This is a genomic window from Streptomyces sp. NPDC036813, assembly GCF_055609245.1.
Map to the genome: position 1 here is coordinate 34,201 of NZ_JBVJPV010000028.1, position 18,881 is coordinate 53,081.

Genomic DNA, 18,881 nt, shown 5'->3' on the forward strand with positions numbered 1-18,881 from the left:
ATCCTCTGCCGCCGCCCCTGCCAGAGCGGTGGCCACCCCGACCGCTCCAACGGCAGCGACTAAAGAAGCACCCAAAACTGCGCGCCTGCTTCTCTTTACCATAGCGCGCCCGCCCGCAAGAAACGCTCTATCATTGAAGTCAGCGCCACACCTGCCTCCGTATTTGACTTCCCGAAACGCGCCGGTCACCTCCGCCCGACGCCCGCCCTACACAGGCCGCTTGGAGCTGACGCACTACCAGGACTTCGTGGGCGACTCCCTGGGCCGCGAGGCATTCCCGTGAGTGAATCAAAGGATATCCGCTCACATCCTGAGAGCGGAACTCCCCGACCGCTTCGGCCAGCGCCACCCGACCGCTCACCTCAAAACGCTTGCCGATCAAGCACAATTTATTCGAGCAGCGATCGCATCCTCGCGGCGATCCGGGCCGCCGCCACCTTGACTTCTTCCTCGCTTAACGTACCGGCAGGCGCTTCCCCCTCACCCGCCCAGTAGTCGTCTGCGATGACGAACAGATCCGACGCCGCCTCATAGTGTTGCTCCGAAGTGTACTCAGCGGGGTAGTACTTATAGAGAGGCAGGCACAGTGCCGAAAACTCATGGACTGTCAACCTGCCCTCAGCCACCGCCTCCGCAAGGATGAGGAGGGCCTCGAATTTGCGCACTACTTCAACCTGCCCAGCATCATGAGCCTCCAGAACTGCTGATCGTTTCGATCATTCTTCCAGGCAGCCAAAAGCTTACCCGAGGCCATATCCATCGACACATGCTGCCCCGTTTCTATGTTTACGTAATGAATAGCGGGGATGCCGCGATAGTCTCCGGAAAGTCGTACGTTACCTGGATTTTTAACGAACCGCTCTAGGGCCGCCAGGAATTCTAGCCTCGTATCCTTGCCCCACTTCCCGAACACCCCGAAGTCCTCGGCGTGCTTGAAGTGGTGCTCAATTCGATTGTTGTCGACCCAAATAGAGCCGCAGCTAGGCCCACTGTTGTGAACGAGTACCGATTGCTCGCCTGTCAACACATAGTACGTATGCAAGTCCTCGACGGTGAGGTTGTAAACCGAAGCAGGTCGGATGCCGTGGCTGACGGCTGTGATCTGGACCCAGGTTCCGGAGCTGGTCTGCAGCCACTGGCCCGGTGCCAGATCGCCGGCGCTGATCCAGCGGTGCAGGGCGGGGACCCAGAATGGGTGGCCATCGGTTGCCGTGATTGTGGCCGTTTTTGTGCCGGTGAGGCCGTCTGTGTCGACGGTGAGCTTGACTAGGGATTTGTTGCCTTGGCCGTGGATGAGGGCGGTGACCTTGCGGGGGCCCGTGTCGCCGGTCTGCGGGTCGGTGGCGATCACGGTGTCGCCGAGTTCGACGTCCTTGATGGGTTTGTGGGTGCCGTCGGCCATCAGGACCGGGGTGTCGCCGGTGAAGCTGTTGCGTGCGCAGCTGGCCGCGCGGGCGGCGGTCCTGCCCTTGGCGAAGGCGGCTAGGCCCTCGCCGAGCATGCCGCTGGCGCAGCCGGTGAGGGCGGCCATGCCGACCTGTCCCCAGTTGACCTTGCGTCCTGACAGGCGCTGGGTGAGCCAGTCGAGGCCGCCGTCCATGAGGCCGCCGATGACGCAGCCGGCGATCATCGGGTTGTTGCCGGAGGGGTCGGTGTAGGTGGTCGGGGAGGAGAGGGCGTATTCGTAGAGGTTGGTGCCGCCGGCGTGGCCGATGGGGTCCTGGGAGATGAAGCGGCCGGTCTGGGGGTCGTAGTAGCGGTTGCGGTAGTAGAGCAGGCCGGTGCCGTCGTCTTCGCGGCCGGTGAAGGTGTAGGGGTTGGTGGTCGCTGCTCCGGATGCGGTGGGGGTGCCGTTGGGGTCGTAGGCGTAGGTGGTGGCAACCGTGCCGTCGGGGTTGGCCAGGCCGACCACCGTGCCCTGGGCGTCGGTCAGGTAGACCTGGGTGGTGCCGCCTTCGGTGCGGGTGAGGAACTCGTCCAGGCCGGAAGTAGCCACGGTGGCCTTGGTCGTGCCTGAGCTGTCCTGCTCGACCAGGGGGTTGGTGGCGTCGGTGAGGTAGCGGCTGGTGGTGCCGGCGGTGGTTTTCGTGGTGCGGCCGCCGAGCGGGTCGTAGCCGAAGGAGGAGGCGGTGCCGGCCTTGGTCAGGCCGGTCAGTTCGCCGCGGGCGTTCCAGGTGTAGTTGCGGACGCCGTCGTTCTGGAGCTGGCCGTTTGTGTCGTAGGTGAAGCTGCGGCCGGCGTAGGTGGTGATGCGGTTGTCCTTGCCGAACTGCGTTCCGCTTTCGGCGGCGGGCAGGGCGACCTTGGCCAGTGAGCCGGTCAGGCCCGTTTGCAGGGCGCGGGCCGGGTCGCGGGTGTAGGTCAGGTCGCCGATGGTCTGGGTGCCGCGTGTGTAGGCGATGGACGTGATGGCGCCGGTGGCGTCGTAGCCGGTGGTGCGGGTGATTCCGCCGGGCAGGGTGGCGGTCTTCTCGCGGCCCACGGCGTCGAGGCCGAAGGAGACTGTGCTGCTGCCGGAGGTGACGGAGGTCAGGATGTCGGAGGTGTCGTAGCCGTACGTGGTGCTCGTTGCGGCGGCGGTCATCTGGGTGCGGCGGTCGGCGGCGTCGTAGGCGTAGTCGACCGTGCCTGTGGGGCCGGTGGTCGAGGTGAGGCGGTCGTAGGCGTCGTAGGTGAAGGACTGGTTGCCGGCCTGGCTGTCGGTGATCTGCTGGAGCAGGTCGTGGGCGTCGTAGCGGTAGGTGGCGGTGGATTCCGCCTGGTTGAGGTCGTTGACGCCGTAGCGGGTGGTGGTGGGCCGGCCCAGCAGGTCGTGTTCGGCGACCGCTGCGGTGCCGGAGCGGCTGGTCGCCCGCGTGAGGTAGCCGGCCGTGTCGTACTCGAAGCGGGCTTGCGCGCCAAGTGGGTCGGTGGCGGTGGCGGGGCGGTCGGAGTCGTCGTAGGTCCAGGTGGTGGTGTTGCCGCGGGCGTCGGTCAGGGTGGTGAGGTTGCCGCCGGCGTCGTAGGCGAGGGCGGTGGTGTGGCCGAGCGGGTCGGTGATCGTGCGGGTCTGGTTGAGCTTGTCGTAGGTCACCGTGGTCGCCGCGCCGGAGGGGTCGGTGAGCACGCTGGGCCGGCCGGCTGTGTCCGTGAACTGGGTGCTGGTGCGGCCTTCGGCGTCTGTGATCGCGGTCAGATCTGAGCGGGTGTAGGTGTAGGTGGTGACCGCTCCCGCGGCGTCGGTGACCGTGGTGACCTGTCCGGCGCTGTTGTGGGCGACGGTCGTTGCCCGGCCTTCAGCGTCAGTGACCTTGTTCAGGTCGCCGTCGGGCGCGTACGTGTAGGTCGTGGTGTGGCCGAGGGGGTCGGTGACGGTGGCGGGCTGGTCGTAGGGCCCGTAGGTGATGCTGCCGCTGGAACGGGCATCCGCTGTGCCGACGAGTTCCACGGAACGGGTGATGCGGCCCTGGTTGTCGTAGGACAGCTCCGTGCGCCGCCCGTAGGGGTCGGTGACCGCGTCGATGCGGTGCCCTTGCCCGCGTTGGTAGACGGTCTTGCGGGCCAGGTCACTGCCATAGGCCTGGGTGTCGGAGACGCCGTAGCCGGCATCGAACTCCACCCGTCGCACCGCTCCCCCGGGTTCGGTCACCTCGGTTGCCGTGATCTGACCCGTGCCGGTGGTGGTGTAGGCGAAGGAGTACTGCTGTCCGTCGGTCAGGACCTGCTTCTTCACCCGGCCGTCGGTGTCGTAGGTGTTCGTCATGTAGACGATGCCGCGGGCGTCCTTGGCGGTGGCGATGCGGTTGGAGGCGCCATCGTAGGTGTAGGAACTCACCTTGCCCGCAGGGTCGGTGACGGTCTCGAGCCTGCCTGCGCCGTCGTACGTGTACGCCACCGTGCGCCCGGAGTTGTCGCGCGCCTGGGTCACCCGGTTCTGCGTGTCATAGGTGAAGGTGATCCAGCGTCCGCCGGCCGTGGCCAGACGGGTCAGAGGCCCGCGGTTGCCGTCGGCGCGGGTGAGGGTGAGGGTGTTGCCGTGGCGGTCGCGGATCTCCTTCAACGCCGAATACTGGGGGAACACCCACACGGTGCCGTCGGGAAAGGTCAGGTCCCAGCCGCTCTTGCCGTTCCAGGCGATCCTCGTGCCGCGGAACGCTCCCGAGGCCGTGGGTTCGAAGACCGCGTCGCTGAAACCGGTGCCTGCGGAGGTGCGGACGTAGTGCACCGTATGTCCACCCGGCATATACAGGTCGACTTCCTTGTACTGCTCCCGGGAGTGCAGGAAGACGTTGTAGGAAAGGTCGCGGCCGATTCCGAACGCGCGCTGCTCGGTGTCGCCCTGCCAGTACGTGCGGGTGGCCTCGATCGGGGTGAGGCCGTCGTCGACGGCCAGGTCGGTGCGAGAGTCGGTGAGCAGACCCGTGGACAGGTCCACCGGGTCGCCGGAGAGCCAGTCGAGGGCGTCGTCCAGCCAGGACGTCAGCCATGGCGGCAGGGAGCGGGTGTTGAACATCGCGCCGTGGAACGCCCACACCTTCGTCTTGGCGTCCGGGACCACCTGCTTGCCGTCGGCGCTGACCTCGCCGTGGCCGTAGACATACCACCCCTTGTCCTTGGGGTCGTAGTCCATGAAGTCCACGCGCGTGCCGGGAGGTTCGTGCGTGTAGTTCGGGTAGACGATCTGCGCGCCGGCAGGGAAGACGTAGGTGCCGCCCGGCTGCACGGTGAAGAAGACCGGTACGACGCCGTCCTTCGGCAGCGGGAAGGGCGGCCGGTCGATCGGTATCGCGGTGATCCCGAGCTCGGTGACCACGCGCCCGTTCTCGTCACGCACCACCGACCCCTTGGGCAGGCGGACCTCCAGGCCCGGGATCTGCGGGGTGGTCAGGACCACGTTCTGCTGTGCGGGGGCGTCGAAATGTACGGTGTGGCGGGTGTCCAGCGGTGTCATCCACACCGGGAAGCCGAGGTCCACGGCCGTACCGGCCTTGGGTTGGACACGGATGTCGAAGCGGCCGTAGGTGCGTTGCTTCGTGGCCGCGGTGGAGCCGTCGACGACCAGGGTGGTGGCGTCGGCGCTGATGCCGGTCAGGAGGAAGCGGCCCTGGGCGTCGGTGCGGGTGCTCCGCGCGCCGACGCGGACGGTGACCTTGGCAAGGGGCTTGCCGTCGAGTTTGAGGACGCGGCCGGTCAGGGCGGTGGTGCCGGGTGGGGCGCGCAGCGGCGCCGGAGTTTTCGGCTGTGCGCCGCGTCGGGTCACCCAGTCGCGGCCCGCAAGGTTGTGCCGGTCGGGCTGCCAGGCATCGGTGCCTGTCGGGACGGTGCCGCCGCCGGCCTTCGCCGCTGCGGCGCCGCCTTCCGGGGCCACCTTCCCGGCGCGGGCGGTGGCGTTCTTCTCAGCGCGGCTGGTGGCCGAGGCTCCGGCAGCGGGGGTGGTCGACAGGCCGATGCTGTAGGTGCCTGTCTTCAGTGACGCCGGGTCGAGGGTGAGGGTGTAGGTGCCGTCGGCGGGCAGGGCCGGCAGGGCGTAGGAGGTCGTGGTGGTGGACATCGACCTCGCGTCGATCAGCCATTTGCCGTCCGGTCCGTACACCGACAGGTACCAGGTGGACGGTGGTGTGCTGCCCGTTGTGAGAGTGAGCTTGCTGTTTTTGGTGCCGGTGAAGGTGTACCGGGCGTTCTGGCCGGCGGTGGTGATCGTGGCGGGTTTGGCTCCGCCGCCTGTCGTGAGGGTGCCGGCGTTGACGTCGGGGACGAGCGTGGCGGTGGTGCTGCCGGTCACCGGGTTGACGGGTTGCAGCGTCAGCCGGTGCGTCCCCGCCTTGAGCGGTGCGCGCAGGTCGGCGTCGGTCGTGGACGACGACAGGGAACCTAGGCTGTCCGACTGGGTCGCGCCGGGCTCCCACCAGCCGATCCGGGTGGTGCCGGTAATCGTCGTACCCGAGAACACCACGGCGGCACCGTCGCCGGCCTTCGCGTCGAGGGTGTACTCCAGCCCCTGACCGGGGCGAGTGATGCTGCCTGTGCGGGCGGTCGGCGACAAGGCCCCCGCACTCACGGGCGAGGACAGCCACAACGTCACGCTGCCGGTGCCCGCGTACTGCGGCTCCAACAGGAGCGTGTAGGTCGAACCTTTCGTCAAGCCGCTGAGCTGGAGAGCCTGGGCGGTGTTCTTCGACATCAGGCCGACGGACGTACCGTCCCCGCCAGCCGCTGTGATCAGACGGACGGACGTGTTCTGGTCGATGCTGTTCCCAGTGAGTCCCAGACCCAGGCTCGCCTCCGCGGCGGTGAACCTCGCACGCACCCGCTGCCCTGGACGCGAGACGGTGACCGGAGCTGAAGAGCCGTCCACGGTCATGTCCGTCAACCGGTCGGCCGACAGGGTCAGCTCAGCGCTGCCCTGTGCACCGCTGGCCGGGTCGATAGTCACGGTGTACGTGCCCGTCTCCGGCAGATCCGAAAGGCCCTGTGTGTCGGACTGCAGGGAGGACACCGTCGTCGAGACGACCTTGCCTCCGGACGGCGCGTTGACGGTGAGGGAGAAGTAGCTCGCGAAGGTGTTCTTCGTGATGCCGAGTGACAGATCGTCCCCAGCTGAAGCGTTGAACGTCACGGTGGCGTCCTGACCCAAACGGGTCACGCTGACGGGAATGGCAGCGCCAGTGCTGCTCGCTCGTCCTGCGTCCACGGGTGTGGACAGGGTGACAGCCAGGTTTCCGGTGCCGATACGGGCAGGCTGAGCCTTCACCCGGTACGTGCCCGTCTGCGGAAGCGGCTTGCTGTCCCATTCGGTGGTGCTGCCTGCGGACACGGTGAAGCTGTCCACCTTGGTGCCGTCCGGGGCGTACACCTGCACAGACGTGTAGGACGCGAAAGCGGTCGCTGTGACACCGAGCGAGACGGTCTGGCCGGTCGCTGCGGTGAAGGACGCGGTGCCGTCCTGTCCAGGGCGGGTGATGACCATCTGCGCGGCCGGGCCGACCGGGTCGAGCACTCCGGCCTGCGCGTAGTGCGAGATGGTCACGGTCGCGGTTCCTGTTGCACCGTTCGCCGGATCCACATACAGGGTGTATGTGCCGCTGGTGGGCAGCGCATCGATGTCCATGGAGGAGTCGGACGCGTTGGACAGCGATATGGAATCCACCTGCTGCCCGTCTGGCCCGTACAGGCGCACAGACGTGGTGTCCGTCATCCGGGCGCCGTCCACGCCCAGGCTGAACGACTCGCCCTTCGACGCGGCGAAGGTCCACGCTCCGTCCTGCCCGGGCCGGTTCATAGCGGTGGCAGCCGGGTCGTCCGTGAGGTGCAGTTCGCCGCCCGCCGGGTGGGAAAGGGTGACAGTCGCGGCCCCGGTGACATCTCCGGTGGGGTCGATGACGAGGGTGTAGGTGCCCGAGACCGGTAGGTCCCTCACCTCAAAGTCGCTCGAGCCCGGGTAGATGTGGCCGGTGTCACCCACGATCTCCCCTCGCGGGTCGACAAGTTGAACCGTGGGAGATGAGGTGTAGGTGGACTGGGTGAAGCCGACGCCGATGTCCTCGCCCTGCTCGGCGTCGAACAGCACCCGTGCCCGCTTGCCGGGCTGGGTGATCGCGACGGAAGGAGGATTCTCGTCGGTCGCCGAGGTGCGAACCGTGGTCTCGAAGTCCGCCTGTCCCTCCGTGAGGGGGATCGTGAAATCGCCGGGTGAGGTCGTACTGCCGTCGGGACTCTCAACGGTGATGCGGCCTGTAGTGGTGGACTCGGGCACCTTCACCGTGAGCGAGGTGGGCGTGGCGGCGACCGTCTCGGCGAGTGTCCCGCCGTTGAAGCGGACCACGTTGTCCGAAGCCTCGGCCGCGAACCCGGTGCCGGTGATGACCACTTGGGTTCCCGGCGGGCCGGCCGCGGGCTCCACCGCTTGGACGACCGGACCGACGGGCGCCAGGGTGAAGGATTCCGCGGATGTGGCCGTGCTGCCGCCGACCGCCACGGACACCGGGCCGTCGCCCGCACCGGCCGGGACCGTCACCACCAGCCTCGTTGTCGATGCCCGCGTCACCTTCGCCGTCGCACCACCGAACGACACCGCGTCGTTGGCGGGCGTCGCCGAGAATCCGGTGCCGGACACGGTGACCTCGGCACCGGGTCTCGCCCGCAGCGGTACCACCGACAACACAGAGAGCGTATTGGAGGCGAAACGGTCGATGCCGAGCCGGTTGCCGGCCTCGTCGTAGCGGTAACGGGCAGTCTGCCCCGCGGGATCTGTGACTCCCACCAAGCGGCCCGCCGCGTCGTAGGCGTAGACCGCGTTGCTGGTGGTGGGCTCGGCGGCAGCCGTGGCCGAAGGAGACGCGGGCTTCTGCGGTGGCACGGTGCTCACCGGCGCCGCGCTCTTCGACCGCGCATCCCGGGACGGGCTCGGCGATGGTGCTTCGGCCTGGGCCGCCACGGTCCCTGCGGTGAGCGCGACAATCAACGCGCCCACCGTCGCCACTGTGCGCCGCCGCCGGCCACGTCTGAACGCAGGCAGAAATCCAGTGCGCGAACCCATGTTCCCCCCCAAGGCACATGACTGAGCGCAAGGACCACCGACCACACAGTCATCGCGCAAATCGATCACACGATAAGTGTTCGATTCCTGTTCATGGCCTGAGCTCGGCGAGGATGACCGAGACTCGCGCGTCCCACCACGAGCGACCGAACCCCTCGACCACGTGTGCATCACAGTGCCTGAGCTGCGACACAAGCCGATCAACCACATCCACCGGGCCAGCACCGCAGAGCAACGCGCAATGACTCATTCTGTCGCACCGCCCGCCTGGCGACTGATGGAGTACGACGGCGCCGTCGCAGCGACCAGTCGCGCACTGCGCCGGGGCGGGAGGCGGTGTCTCCCAGCCCGGCCCCCCTGGCCTTAGAGGCCCTAACAGAAGCTGTTGATCATGTGACTTTCGGCTTGAGTGGTCGTTGGTCCGCTCGTGGGAAAACGTGAGTCGCGGTCCTGGATCGTTTCGGACGAACTGTGGTCCCTCATCGAACCGTTGCTGCCTCAGCCGGGTCCGAAGCTGGTCGAAGGCAGACCTCGAATCCCGGATCGGGAGGCGTTGTGCGGGATCCTGTTCGTGCTGCATACCGGCATCCAGTGGGAGTACCTGCCGCAGTAGCTGGGTTTCGGCTCGGGCATGACCTGCTGGCGACGCTTGGCTGCCTGGAACGAGGCCGGCGTGTGGGACGAACTGCATCTCGTGCTGCTGAGGAAGCTGCGGGCCGCAAAGAAGCTGGACTGGTCGCGGGCGGTGATCGACTCCTCCCACGTCCGGGCCGCTCGACGGGGCCCAAAAGCGGACCCAGCCCGGTCGACCGCGCTCGGCCGGGCAGCAAGCACCACGTCGTCACCGACGCCCAGGGCATCCCGCTCGCAGTGTCGCTGACCGGCGGAAACCGCAACGACGTCACCCAACTCCTGCCCCTGCTCGACAAGATCCCAGCAGTCGCCGGCATCGTCGGCCGTCCCAGACGCCGGCCCGACGCCCTGCTTGCCGACCGCGGCTACGACCACGACAAGTACCGCAGACTGCTATGGCAGCGCGGCATCCGCCCGGTCATCGCCGAAAGAGGCGAAGAGCACGGCTCTGGACTGGGCGTCTTCCGCTGGGTGGTCGAACGCACCATCTCCTGGCTGCATGGTTTTCGCCGCCTCCGGATTCGATGGGAGCGACGTGACGACATCCACGAAGCCTTCCTCGGCCTCGCCACCTGCCTGATCACCCACCGCCACGTCCGACGTCTTTGTTAGGAGCTCTCAGAGGGAGAGATCTACAACCCACACGCGGGCACTACCTGTACTAACCCCCTGGCGTTGCAGCGCGTGTTGCAAGTGGCCGCCGTCGACTGTGAGCGTCGGGCGGGCCGGCGGCGCGGTGATGGGTGCAAGGGTGCAAGACCGGTGTGCTGCACCGGGGCCTGGGCGGGCTAGACCTCGATGTAGGCGACGACCACGACGGTGCGCAGCGCGGTGACGAAGTACAGGACCCGCACCTGCTCGATGTCATCGGTGTGCTGGCGCAGCTGGGGGCCGGCGGTATCGCCGGGGATCGGCTCGCCGGCGTCGGGGTCGACGGAGATGACGACGAGGGCGCGGTCCAGGGCGTGGATGTCCGCCTCGCTGGTGACGTTCTCCAGCTGCTTGGCAGCGGTACCGGAGAAGGCGATCCGGGCGCGGCGCGGGGCCATCAGGCGACGGCCGGGCGCTGCGAGGCGAGCCGTGCGAGGTGAGCCTCGCGCAGCTCCTCCCACGGCGCGCAGTCCTCCACCGACGGCAGGCCGTTGGTGGCGATGTCCTCCAGGACGGCGGCGAGCTGGTCGGCGTTCTCGCGGGTCTTGGCCGCGTACGCGCGGACCGCGTCGGCGGCCGCAGGCTCCAGCTGCTGACGGGCGTGGTCGGCCGGGGCCGGCTGTTCGCTCATCGAGGGCTCCAGAGGGCAGAGGGCAGAACTGGTGTCTGCTCCAACGGTATCGGCCGCTCCGGGCCCTGGGGACCACTCCGGACGAATCGGCTCGTACGAGGGTGCGGACCCCGAAGCCAGGTGGGCCCAGCTTCCAGCCCGTCCCGTGGCCACCAGGGAAAGCACTGTTCTCGGGACCCTGGGACCCAGGTTCTGACACGCATAAGGCCCGTAACTGGATGTTCCAGGCCTTCTGGGCATTTTGCGGCGTGACCTTGAGGCTGGTAATGCGATCTGTGAACAGTGGCTTGTTGGGCGAGGCAGGCACTCCTGCCTCGCCCAAACCCCGCCGTTAGCTGAGGTCGACGCCGCGGTCTCGAAGGATCCGCAATGTCTGTTCCAGGCCTTCAGATGGGGTACTGGCGTCGACGCGGACCGGGGTGTCCGCTAGACCTTGGCCAGTAACGACGAATGTCCACCGCTGATCGGCTTCGGGTCTTTCGCCGTCGATCTTGACTATGGCCACAAGGCCCCGGCGCCCGAGAGCGACCAGGAATTCGAGGATACCTCCATTAGAATCCACGTAGGGCCTTCGCAATCTCTTCCACGCTGGTGCTGCCCGGCGTCGACCTGCTCCTCCTCGCCAGGCAGGAAGGCGGCTTCGCCCAACTGCTGATCGTCAAGAACGACGCGCGCTGCCGAGACCAGGCCGTCGACCAGACCCTGGTCGATGAGGTGGCCGAGGGCCCGCATCACTGCGACGACCGACTCCGTGATCTGGGATCCACTCGACCGTTTTCCCGTCCAGAGAGACGAGCGTGCCCGTGCACAGCATGTCGGCTGTGCGAAGGTCCGCCCCTGTCACTCCTTTGAGCAACCCCATCGCGTGACCCGCGAGTACACGGCATTCGGTCCGTTCCAGTTCGACCGTCGCCAATACGACGACGCCCTGCGCACGCTGAACGCCGCAATCGGCCCCGACGAGACGTAATCCGCACCCGCTACCGATAGTTCAAAGAAGCTTGTGTCAGATGTTCACTCCTCAGGCCAGACCCTGCGCAACGCCCCCGCCTCGAGGAGGTCCGGGACAACCTCATCGCTCGCATCGCCGAGGCCGAACGTGAAGGCTGGCTCGGCAAGGTCGAAGGGCTCCGCGTCAGCCTCGCCGGCGCCGAGGACAAGCTCGCCCAGCTCAACGCCCGGCACGACCGCAGCTCGCCGACGGTCTTCCTCGGAACACCGTCTCCCGATCATATCCGTGCTCGTGATGTTGACGCTTCCGATCCTGCCGACTGCCAGCAATGATGGCGCGGTGACCAACATCAGCGACGACCACGTGAAGCTCCACTTCCGGCTGGAGGTGGACGAGGACGGCTGGCCGCCCGCAAGCGTCGAAAGCCTGTGGGCGGTGGACCTGGGCGATGGAACCGTCCGCCTCGACAACACCCCGTGGTTCGTCCGAGGAGTCGCCAGCGACGACATCATCCGAGTGCAGGTCGACGAGGACGGCCTGTGGTGGGCCGGAGAGACGGTTCGGGCCTCGAACAACTGCACCATTCGGCTAATCGTGCTGAAGGACGGTGGGTCAGAGGCTGCGCGGCAGACCGTGCTGGAGACCTTCCATCGATTCGGCACCACGGGCGAGGGAATCGAGCAGTTCAGGATGGTCGCGCTGGATGTCCCGCCGTCCGCGGACTTTCGCCGGATCCGCAAGCTGCTGGAACACGGCGAGGCCAAGGGATGGTGGCACTGGGAAGAAGGGTGCGTCACCGCCGGGTGGCATGCCACGGACTCAGACTGAGGTCACCTCCGCAAGTTCAGAGAAGCTTGCGTCCGATGCCCCGCCCTGATCGTCCACGCGACAGAACGTCCCAGGCTTGTCGAAATCCGCGACAACCTCCTCGCACGCATCTTGGAAGCCGAGAGGGAAGGCTGGCTCGGCGAGATCGAGGGGCTGCAGAGCAGCCTGACCCACGCCGAGGAGAAGCTAGCCCAACTCGACGCCCAGATCTCCCGGAAGCAGGAGTCCGTCGACCTGGGAATCCCTACCTTCCGGGAGATCGCTGCTCGCACCACTGCGGCGGCCACCCCGCCGGAGCCTGCGTGACTGATGAGGATCTGTGTGACATGGGCCAATGCTGCTCTTCGCTCCCTGCTTGATTGCCGGAGGCAACGGTGGCCGGGGTCGCCCGTGCTGTGTCGGGTGCTGGTGCCGGTGTCGGCGTACGGGCTTATCTCCTCAGCCCGATACAAGCGAACGTCCTCGGCTGCCTGGCCACCGCATGGCCGGGGCCAACCGGATAGCCAGCCGGCCTCAGGCAGGGCGGTCGGACAAGGGTGGGGCGTGGCCCCGTCGTGCGGCGACGTCGGCTTGTTGGCGCACACGTTGAACTGCGGGCGCGTAGGAACCGGGTTGCGAGACGGTCGAAAGCTGCGGTCGAATCGGGCCGCCTGTGCATCTGCCGCCCGGGCAGGGAGGGATCGGTTCATGGATGAGGCGACAGCGCTGGACGACGTGCTGCATCAGGCACATGTGGTTCAGGTCAGCTCGGTGAACGGGGTCGGGGCCGGCGGGGAGATCCGGGTGGATCTCTCCGATCCGGCGGAGTCGGCCCAGCTCAGGACGGCTATGGCCGTGGAGTCGCTGCCCGGGTTCCACTGCATGTGCCTCGGGGACGTCCGCTTCGAGGTGTTCGACCGGCGCGGTGAGCGGCTTGCAGTCGTCGTCCTGCACCACGGGGCGACACTGAGGTGGGAGGCATGGGAGAGCGACGCTGTCCTCGCCGACGGCCGCTTGCTCCTGGCCTGGCTGGACGGGCACGGCATGCCCGGCCCCATGCAGCAGTTCGAGGCCGCCCGGCTACGGGCACAGAGAGGGACCGAAGAGGAGCGCAACTGGTTGGCTGCGATGCCCGCCGGGCTGGAAGGACTCGCCGGCCGGATCCTCGGCCTCACCCGCACTGGCGGTAGTCCCTCCCCCGAATTGCTCGCGGAACTCACAGACCGACTCCATCTGATGTTCCCCGACCCGGTGGAGCGGGTGCTGGCCCTGCTCGACTGGTACGGATCCGGTAGCGGCCGATGCTCCGGATACCCCGTCCACGAGGGCGTGCCCGGCGAGCTGCTCGGCAGGGTGCCGATCGCCGACCTACTCGCCGCCCTGGCCGACCCGCGGGCCGAGGAGCGGCACGACGCCGGAGCCGTGCGCCATCTGGTGGGCTGGAAGACCCGCCCACGCGCCGAACGGTGGTTGGGACCCCCGCGGGCCTGAGAAGTCGGGCGACCCTGGCTGCCGACATGCGCACGGCCACCTTCAGGGTGGGGGCGTGTCGCTGTACCTCACTGGCCACGTTCGGGTATACGCCGACAGCCGGCCCTCGCCCGGAATCAGCGTCGTGAAATCATCCAGCGATGACTGAACCGAGCAGCGACGACGGCCGGACCTTCCGGCGCGAGACCGAGCGGGTCGTCAACGAGATCGCCCAGGGGCTCCGCACGTTGGACGCTGGTGTGAGGTGGTTCTCCGACCTCGCCCCGACAGGCCAGCAGATGGTTCTGCAGGAAGTCGCTGGCTATGCGATGCAGGCGCGCATTACAGCTGCGGACGGCCGTGCGGGGGTGGCGCGGTCTGGTGTGAAGTCCACGGCTAACCCCTCGGTCATGATCTGCATGGACCCGCCCCGCTACGGGTTCGCGGGCCTGCCCTCCGCCGAACACGTCAAGGCGTTCCGCGTCCTCGTTTCCGTGTTCGCCGTTGCGGACACTCGCCGCCGCGAGAGGTACTGCAAAGGCGCCTGCGGACATGCATGGCACAACCTGCCGACGGCGACCGAGCGGCCGTAGCATCGGCCGTTCCAGCTCGGGCTGGGCTGGTTACCGCCCAAGTACGGGACACCCCTGGTAGTTCGGAGAAGGCAGCTGCCGATGGTCTTGAGCGGCAGCACGAACACGTACCGCCGCAGGCAGCGCGGGCAGGTCTGCCGGGCGGCCATGGCGCGGTCCAGCGCCCACTCCTGAGCGAGCGTGGGCACCCGCTTGAGCCGGGCCAGGCGCAGGTCGTACAGCCAGGCGCGGCCGGGGTGATTGCAGGTCCACTGCGGCCGGTTGCGGCACCGCTTGCACCGCAGGATCGCGACGGGATCGTGCCCGCCGGGGCTGACCTCACGCTCGCGTAACTGGCGGCGGGTAAGCAGGTGGCCGGGACAGGCGCCGCGGTCGAACTCGGCAAGGCCCTGGCCTCCCCGTGGAATCCGCTCCTGCGCGCAGCGCCGGGCGCGGGGGCCCTGTCGCATCACCGCCTCGCAGCCGATGTTGGTGCGGCCGGAACGGCGCCGGCGCGAGTGAGGGACGGTCGGGACATGAGCACGGATCTCCTCCCAGCAGGACAGAACAACGCCGCGCCCCGCCGACGTCGCGCGTGCGGTCGAGCAGGGCGCGGTGGGGGTGGGGCAGGTCAGGCGGTGAGACCGAGGGTGTGCGTGCCGCTCGGTCCCGGGCTGACGGGTGCGGTGTGTCCCGGGCGCGGGGTATCCGGCTGGTGTACGGCGGAGCCGGTGGTGTGGGTGCCGATCCAGTAGCCGAGCAGCAAGCCGGCCATGCCGAGCACCTTGTGTCGGTTGGCCCGCCACCACGTCGGGGCGGGCGGCTCGGTCAGAACGCCTATGACAGCCGGGGACTTCGACAAGACGACGATCTCCTTCTCAAGCGGGGGTGTGCGGGGATGGCCGGCTGGCCTGTCCCGCCCTCGCTCCCCCGCGGGTGCAGGGGAAATGAGGGCCGGGCGGAGCAGCCGGACGTCACTGCTGCGGACATGGCGATGGCCCGCACCCAGGTGCTTGAAGAAGCGGCCTCGGGGTGCGGGCCATCGGTCGGGGTGGAGCAGCTACAGGTCAGACGGAAGCTGCTGGTTCGTCTCGGCGTCGTACGCAACACCGGTAGGGGACAGGCGGACAGTGCGGTGATACGCCCGCATTCCCTCCTTCCAGGTCTTCCCACCGATCGACACCCGGACCGTAACGTCGGCGAGCGGATCATCGACCGGCAACTCGATCTCTGGCGATTGAGGGAACCAACCGTCTTCTCGCTTACTGCTGGCGGTCTTCCCTGCCACATCAAGCCTCAAAAACCGTGAGTCAGTCTCGAACGGCGCTCGAAGCTCAACGATGATCCGATCGCGGTCAATCCAACGGGCGACAACGTCTGCTTTGACCCCGTCAATTGTGAGCTCCGCGCCGCTCCTTCCCTTGTAAGCGGCGGCCTTCGCCTGGTGCTCTTGGTCGACTCAGCCGGATTGCCGCTGCCCGTGGACACCCTGCATCTGCTGTGGGTCGCCAGCGGGGCGGCGCTGCTGGGCTGGAGCTTCCTCTTCGGCGGCTTCGGCGCACGGCTGACCTGGGTCATGTGGGGTGCCGCCACCATCGTCATGGTGTGGTCCGGCACGCCCGGGCCAGCCCGCCAGGTAACAGCCGGCCTCGCCACCATCGCATGGGGAATGGCGTCCATCCTGGCGCTGAAGGGCCTCAACCTGCGATCAATCACGACGCAACGCGTGGTCGTCTCGAAAGACTCCTAACGCGGAATCCGTGCTTCCTGCTGCCGGCGCCGGCACGCCGAGGCGGGAGCACGCCGCGAACGCCGAGCTGCGGAGCCTCGACGGGCCGACGGTGGGACACCAAGGGGAGCCGCCTGGAAGACGTGAATTGGGGACCAGCAGGTCAGGCCACCGTCTGCCGCGGGAAGCGCTGTCTCCCGAACTGATGAACTGCTGCTCATACTCGGGTTCTGGCTCACTTTCCGTGGAGTGATTACGAAGAGTCAGATCTTCGGAGCCAGGCGGTGGCGGTTTGGATGAGCACGAAGCCGAGGCGAGGTGAGTTCCAGGGCCCGGTTGTCGCGTCCGGCGCTCATGTGGTTGAGCCAGCGTTCGTACCAGTCGAGGAAGTCGGTGGCGGAGGAGACGTTGGGACCCCAGTACCCGTCGCTGTTACCGATGAGGACGCGGCCGGTGAGGGGACCGGTCACCGCGATGAGGCATACGTCGGTGCAGCCCATCTCGATGATGTGGAGGAAGAGATCGCGTCCGTGGGCCTTGGGTTCTCTGCCGCCGAAGCCGCGGGGCGTCCCTGGTTCTCCGCGCGGATTCATGACCATCAGGGAACATCGTTCCAGCGGCATGAGGCCGTAGAACGGCGCCGCGCCTGAGCCGCCGATCTGCGTGAGGAACTGCCGATAGGCGTCGGGCACGACGATGTCGTGCTCGGCTTCGAACGCAGCGACGCGCGCTTCCGCCAGCTTCGGACCGAGGCGAAACTCGTGTTCCTCTTCCCCGAAGGAGTGACTGCGCAGGGGTTGGAAAGGGATCGCGGCCAGCTTGCGACGCAGGCGGGGTATGCGGGGATCCATCGTGCTCTTCTCTCGTCCCCGTCACCCTACGAGTGGCTGTGGTCAGATGGCCAGGAGAACCCTCTTCCGCAGGAGAGCGAAGCCGGCCCGGCCGAACATCTGGCGCTTGAGCATCTTGATCCGGTTGACGTGTCCCTCGACCACGCCGGAGTTCCAGGGCAGGGTGAGCCCGGCGATGACGGCATCGCGGTCACGTTCTATGCCGGCGGCGAGGGTGTGGAGGCTGGGGAGGTCGTCGCGCCGAACGGCATCAAGCCACTGCGCCAGCCGTTCGCCCTGGCGCTCGGTGAGCATCTGGGCGAAGGACCGGACATGAGTGGTGAGGGCGTCGAGTTCGGGGCAGTGGACCAGGACGGCCCTGAGTCGAAGGCGGTCGATCTCTGGGAGGGTCTCGGGGCGCCGGAGAATCCAGCCGGCGACGACGCGGGGTGACGGTGGCCGAGCTGTGATCGGGTTGGGAGAGGTCCGCTTCTCCCGGAAGTAGGCGCGAACGCGCTGGTAGCTGCCCTGATAGCCGAGTGGCACGATCTCCTCCCACACCGTCCAGGCGTTGGTGCAGCCCTGGTTCCAGCGGTCATCCAGGTAGGGCTTGAACGCGTCCAGCTTGGATGGCCGCCCCTGCCACTGCCCGCGGAAGAGGTCCTCCGGGGTGGCTGCGTCTGCGAAGAGCTTGACGGTGCGGGAGGTCATGCGGAGCTGGCGGCCGATCGCCCTCCGGCTGAGCCCGGCCGCCAGCAGTTCGCGGACGGCCGCGTGCTTGTCGCGGGTGCGGTCAGCGAAGCGGTGTCCCCTTGGCCAAGGCGAGTCGGAGGAGTAGCCGAGCTTCTTCTGCTCGGGGGCCGACTGGGCTGAATCTGGCGCCAGGACCTGCAGGCATCCGCGGTGGTCTGCGACGCATCGCTCGGCGGCCGCGCTCAGGTTGTGCCAAAGATGCCACCGGTCCGCGACCTGCACCGCTTGTGGTGCCCCGGCCGTGGCGCCTTCGGCGAAGAACGGTGCCCGATCGCGGCAGACCACCTCCACCCCGGGCCGTTTCACGAGCCAAGCGGCCAGGCTGGACGCCTCCCGGTCGGGCAGCAAATCGACTGGACGCCGGCTTTCGACGTCGACCAGGACAGTCCCGTAGTGACGCCCTTTGCGGGTCGCGTACTCATCGACACCGACGACCCGCGGGGCAGGAACCTCGGGGTCGGGCAACGCTTCGACCAGCCGCAGCACCGTGCTGCGGCTCACCGAAACGCCGATCACGCTCGCCAAGCGGGCACCGGCCCGGCCGGCGAGCGCGAGCCCGACCGCGGCCAGCGTCGACCGCAGCCGCTCGGTCCGCCGGCCGTACCGACGTGTCAGCCCTGGCAGCTGTTCGGCGAAGGTCCGCTGCCCGCACGATGTGACCGGACAGAGGAATCTGCGGACGTGCAAACAGAGACCGACCCGTCTGCCACCGCTGGGCACATCCGCGGGAAAGCGCAGGTAGGAACTGTGAACCCGCCGTGACCAGCTTCCGCATTCGGGACAGACGGCCTCAGCCACCGTGCTTCGAGCCTCTATGCGTACCGTCTCGTCGTTCACGTCGACCGACAGCACCGCCACGTCTGCGATCGACGGGAACAGTAACGACTCCAGCCGAAGCACCACTTCTTCCACGGGCCGAACTGTCAGCCACACCCCATCCGGTACGGGCCATTTTTAGGCAACTTCCCCAGGGCCCCACTCACCCGGCAACCGTCACTCAGCGTGCAAGCTCCACGGAAAGTGAGCCAGAACCCATACTCGTGAACAGAGTCAATGTCCGTCATCGTCGCGCTCGTCCTGGCCGTCGCGCTGCTCCTGGTCGTCGTCGGCGTCGGCCTGGCCACCGGCCTCGGCTACGCCGTCCACCGCCGGCCCACCCTCGCCCAGCCCATCGGCATCGCACTCACCGCCTTCGGCATCTTCGCCGGCATCGCCATCGCCATCCTCCAGACCCTGAAATGACCAGCCCCCGGCAGCACGCAGGCCCCGCAGAACGGGCCCCGCGGCCGCCACGGCAGAGGCGGGCGAGCAGGCCCAGTCAGCGCGTTGAGATCCGTG

14 protein-coding genes and 2 pseudogenes are annotated in these 18,881 nt (G+C 67.7%); 7 read left to right on the forward strand and 9 right to left on the reverse strand.

The window, feature by feature from the left end:
* Positions 1–389: 389 nt before the first annotated feature.
* A complete protein-coding gene (locus tag ACZ67Q_RS37610) occupies positions 390–665 on the reverse strand; it encodes a hypothetical protein (protein WP_471191571.1) in 276 nt (91 codons plus the stop codon).
* Positions 665–8,344 carry an RHS repeat-associated core domain-containing protein gene (locus tag ACZ67Q_RS37615; RefSeq protein WP_471191574.1) on the reverse strand — a complete coding sequence of 2,560 codons (7,680 nt, stop codon included), beginning with the start codon at positions 8,342–8,344 and terminating at the stop codon, positions 665–667. The genes ACZ67Q_RS37610 and ACZ67Q_RS37615 overlap by 1 nt, the downstream gene beginning before the upstream one ends.
* Positions 8,345–8,969: 625 nt before the next feature.
* Between ACZ67Q_RS37615 and ACZ67Q_RS37620 the strand changes: the two are divergent.
* Positions 8,970–9,760 (forward strand): annotated as a pseudogene (locus ACZ67Q_RS37620) (IS5 family transposase).
* Positions 9,761–9,936: 176 nt separating this feature from the next.
* On the opposite strand, the gene ACZ67Q_RS37625 reads toward ACZ67Q_RS37620, so the two are convergent.
* The 3 genes from ACZ67Q_RS37625 to ACZ67Q_RS37635 form a co-directional block, all read right to left on the reverse strand.
* Entirely contained in the window at positions 9,937–10,197 is a 261-nt protein-coding gene (locus tag ACZ67Q_RS37625) for a hypothetical protein (RefSeq protein ID WP_471191577.1), read from the reverse strand.
* Complete coding sequence (locus ACZ67Q_RS37630) at positions 10,197–10,430, reverse strand: hypothetical protein (RefSeq protein ID WP_471191580.1); 234 nt, start codon at positions 10,428–10,430, stop codon at positions 10,197–10,199. Before ACZ67Q_RS37630 ends, ACZ67Q_RS37625 begins: the two co-directional genes overlap by 1 nt.
* A gap of 1,014 nt (positions 10,431–11,444) precedes the next feature.
* Positions 11,445–11,732, reverse strand: a complete 288-nt coding sequence (locus ACZ67Q_RS37635; RefSeq protein WP_471191583.1) for a hypothetical protein — start codon at positions 11,730–11,732, stop codon at positions 11,445–11,447.
* On the opposite strand from ACZ67Q_RS37635, the gene ACZ67Q_RS37640 reads away from it, so the two are divergent.
* The 4 genes from ACZ67Q_RS37640 to ACZ67Q_RS37655 all read left to right on the forward strand — a co-directional run bounded on the left by ACZ67Q_RS37640 (position 11,722) and on the right by ACZ67Q_RS37655 (position 14,252).
* Entirely contained in the window at positions 11,722–12,210 is a 489-nt protein-coding gene (locus tag ACZ67Q_RS37640; protein WP_360029922.1) for a DUF4265 domain-containing protein, read from the forward strand. The genes ACZ67Q_RS37635 and ACZ67Q_RS37640 overlap by 11 nt on opposite strands.
* Before the next feature lie 111 nt (positions 12,211–12,321).
* On the forward strand, positions 12,322–12,516 hold the full coding sequence (locus ACZ67Q_RS37645) for a hypothetical protein (RefSeq protein ID WP_231406699.1): 195 nt from the start codon (positions 12,322–12,324) through the stop codon (positions 12,514–12,516).
* A gap of 381 nt (positions 12,517–12,897) precedes the next feature.
* Complete coding sequence (locus ACZ67Q_RS37650) at positions 12,898–13,680, forward strand: hypothetical protein (RefSeq protein ID WP_471191587.1); 783 nt, start codon at positions 12,898–12,900, stop codon at positions 13,678–13,680.
* A gap of 140 nt (positions 13,681–13,820) precedes the next feature.
* Positions 13,821–14,252, forward strand: a complete 432-nt coding sequence (locus ACZ67Q_RS37655; protein ID WP_471191589.1) for a DUF5958 family protein — start codon at positions 13,821–13,823, stop codon at positions 14,250–14,252.
* Between the two features lie 80 nt (positions 14,253–14,332).
* Here the strand turns inward: ACZ67Q_RS37655 and ACZ67Q_RS37660 are convergent.
* Positions 14,333–14,701 (reverse strand): annotated as a pseudogene (locus ACZ67Q_RS37660) (RRQRL motif-containing zinc-binding protein); the annotation flags it as partial.
* Between the two features lie 161 nt (positions 14,702–14,862).
* Positions 14,863–15,093, reverse strand: coding sequence for a hypothetical protein (locus tag ACZ67Q_RS37665; protein WP_471191591.1), 231 nt, complete (start codon positions 15,091–15,093; stop codon positions 14,863–14,865).
* Positions 15,094–15,711: 618 nt separating this feature from the next.
* Between ACZ67Q_RS37665 and ACZ67Q_RS37670 the strand changes: the two genes are divergently transcribed.
* Positions 15,712–15,981 (forward strand): hypothetical protein, encoded by a 270-nt coding sequence (locus ACZ67Q_RS37670; protein ID WP_471191594.1) that lies wholly within the window; start codon positions 15,712–15,714, stop codon positions 15,979–15,981.
* Positions 15,982–16,223: 242 nt separating this feature from the next.
* Here the strand turns inward: ACZ67Q_RS37670 and ACZ67Q_RS37675 are convergent, their stop codons facing one another.
* Positions 16,224–16,811 (reverse strand): SMI1/KNR4 family protein, encoded by a 588-nt coding sequence (locus ACZ67Q_RS37675; protein WP_471191597.1) that lies wholly within the window; start codon positions 16,809–16,811, stop codon positions 16,224–16,226.
* Between the two features lie 42 nt (positions 16,812–16,853).
* The gene (locus tag ACZ67Q_RS37680; RefSeq protein ID WP_471191601.1) at positions 16,854–18,455 is read right to left on the reverse strand and encodes an ISL3 family transposase; all 1,602 of its coding nucleotides are present in this window, start codon (positions 18,453–18,455) and stop codon (positions 16,854–16,856) included.
* A 141-nt stretch (positions 18,456–18,596) separates the two neighbouring features.
* Between ACZ67Q_RS37680 and ACZ67Q_RS37685 the strand changes: the two genes are divergently transcribed.
* Positions 18,597–18,785 (forward strand): hypothetical protein, encoded by a 189-nt coding sequence (locus tag ACZ67Q_RS37685; protein WP_471191604.1) that lies wholly within the window; start codon positions 18,597–18,599, stop codon positions 18,783–18,785.
* Positions 18,786–18,881: the final 96 nt, after the last annotated feature.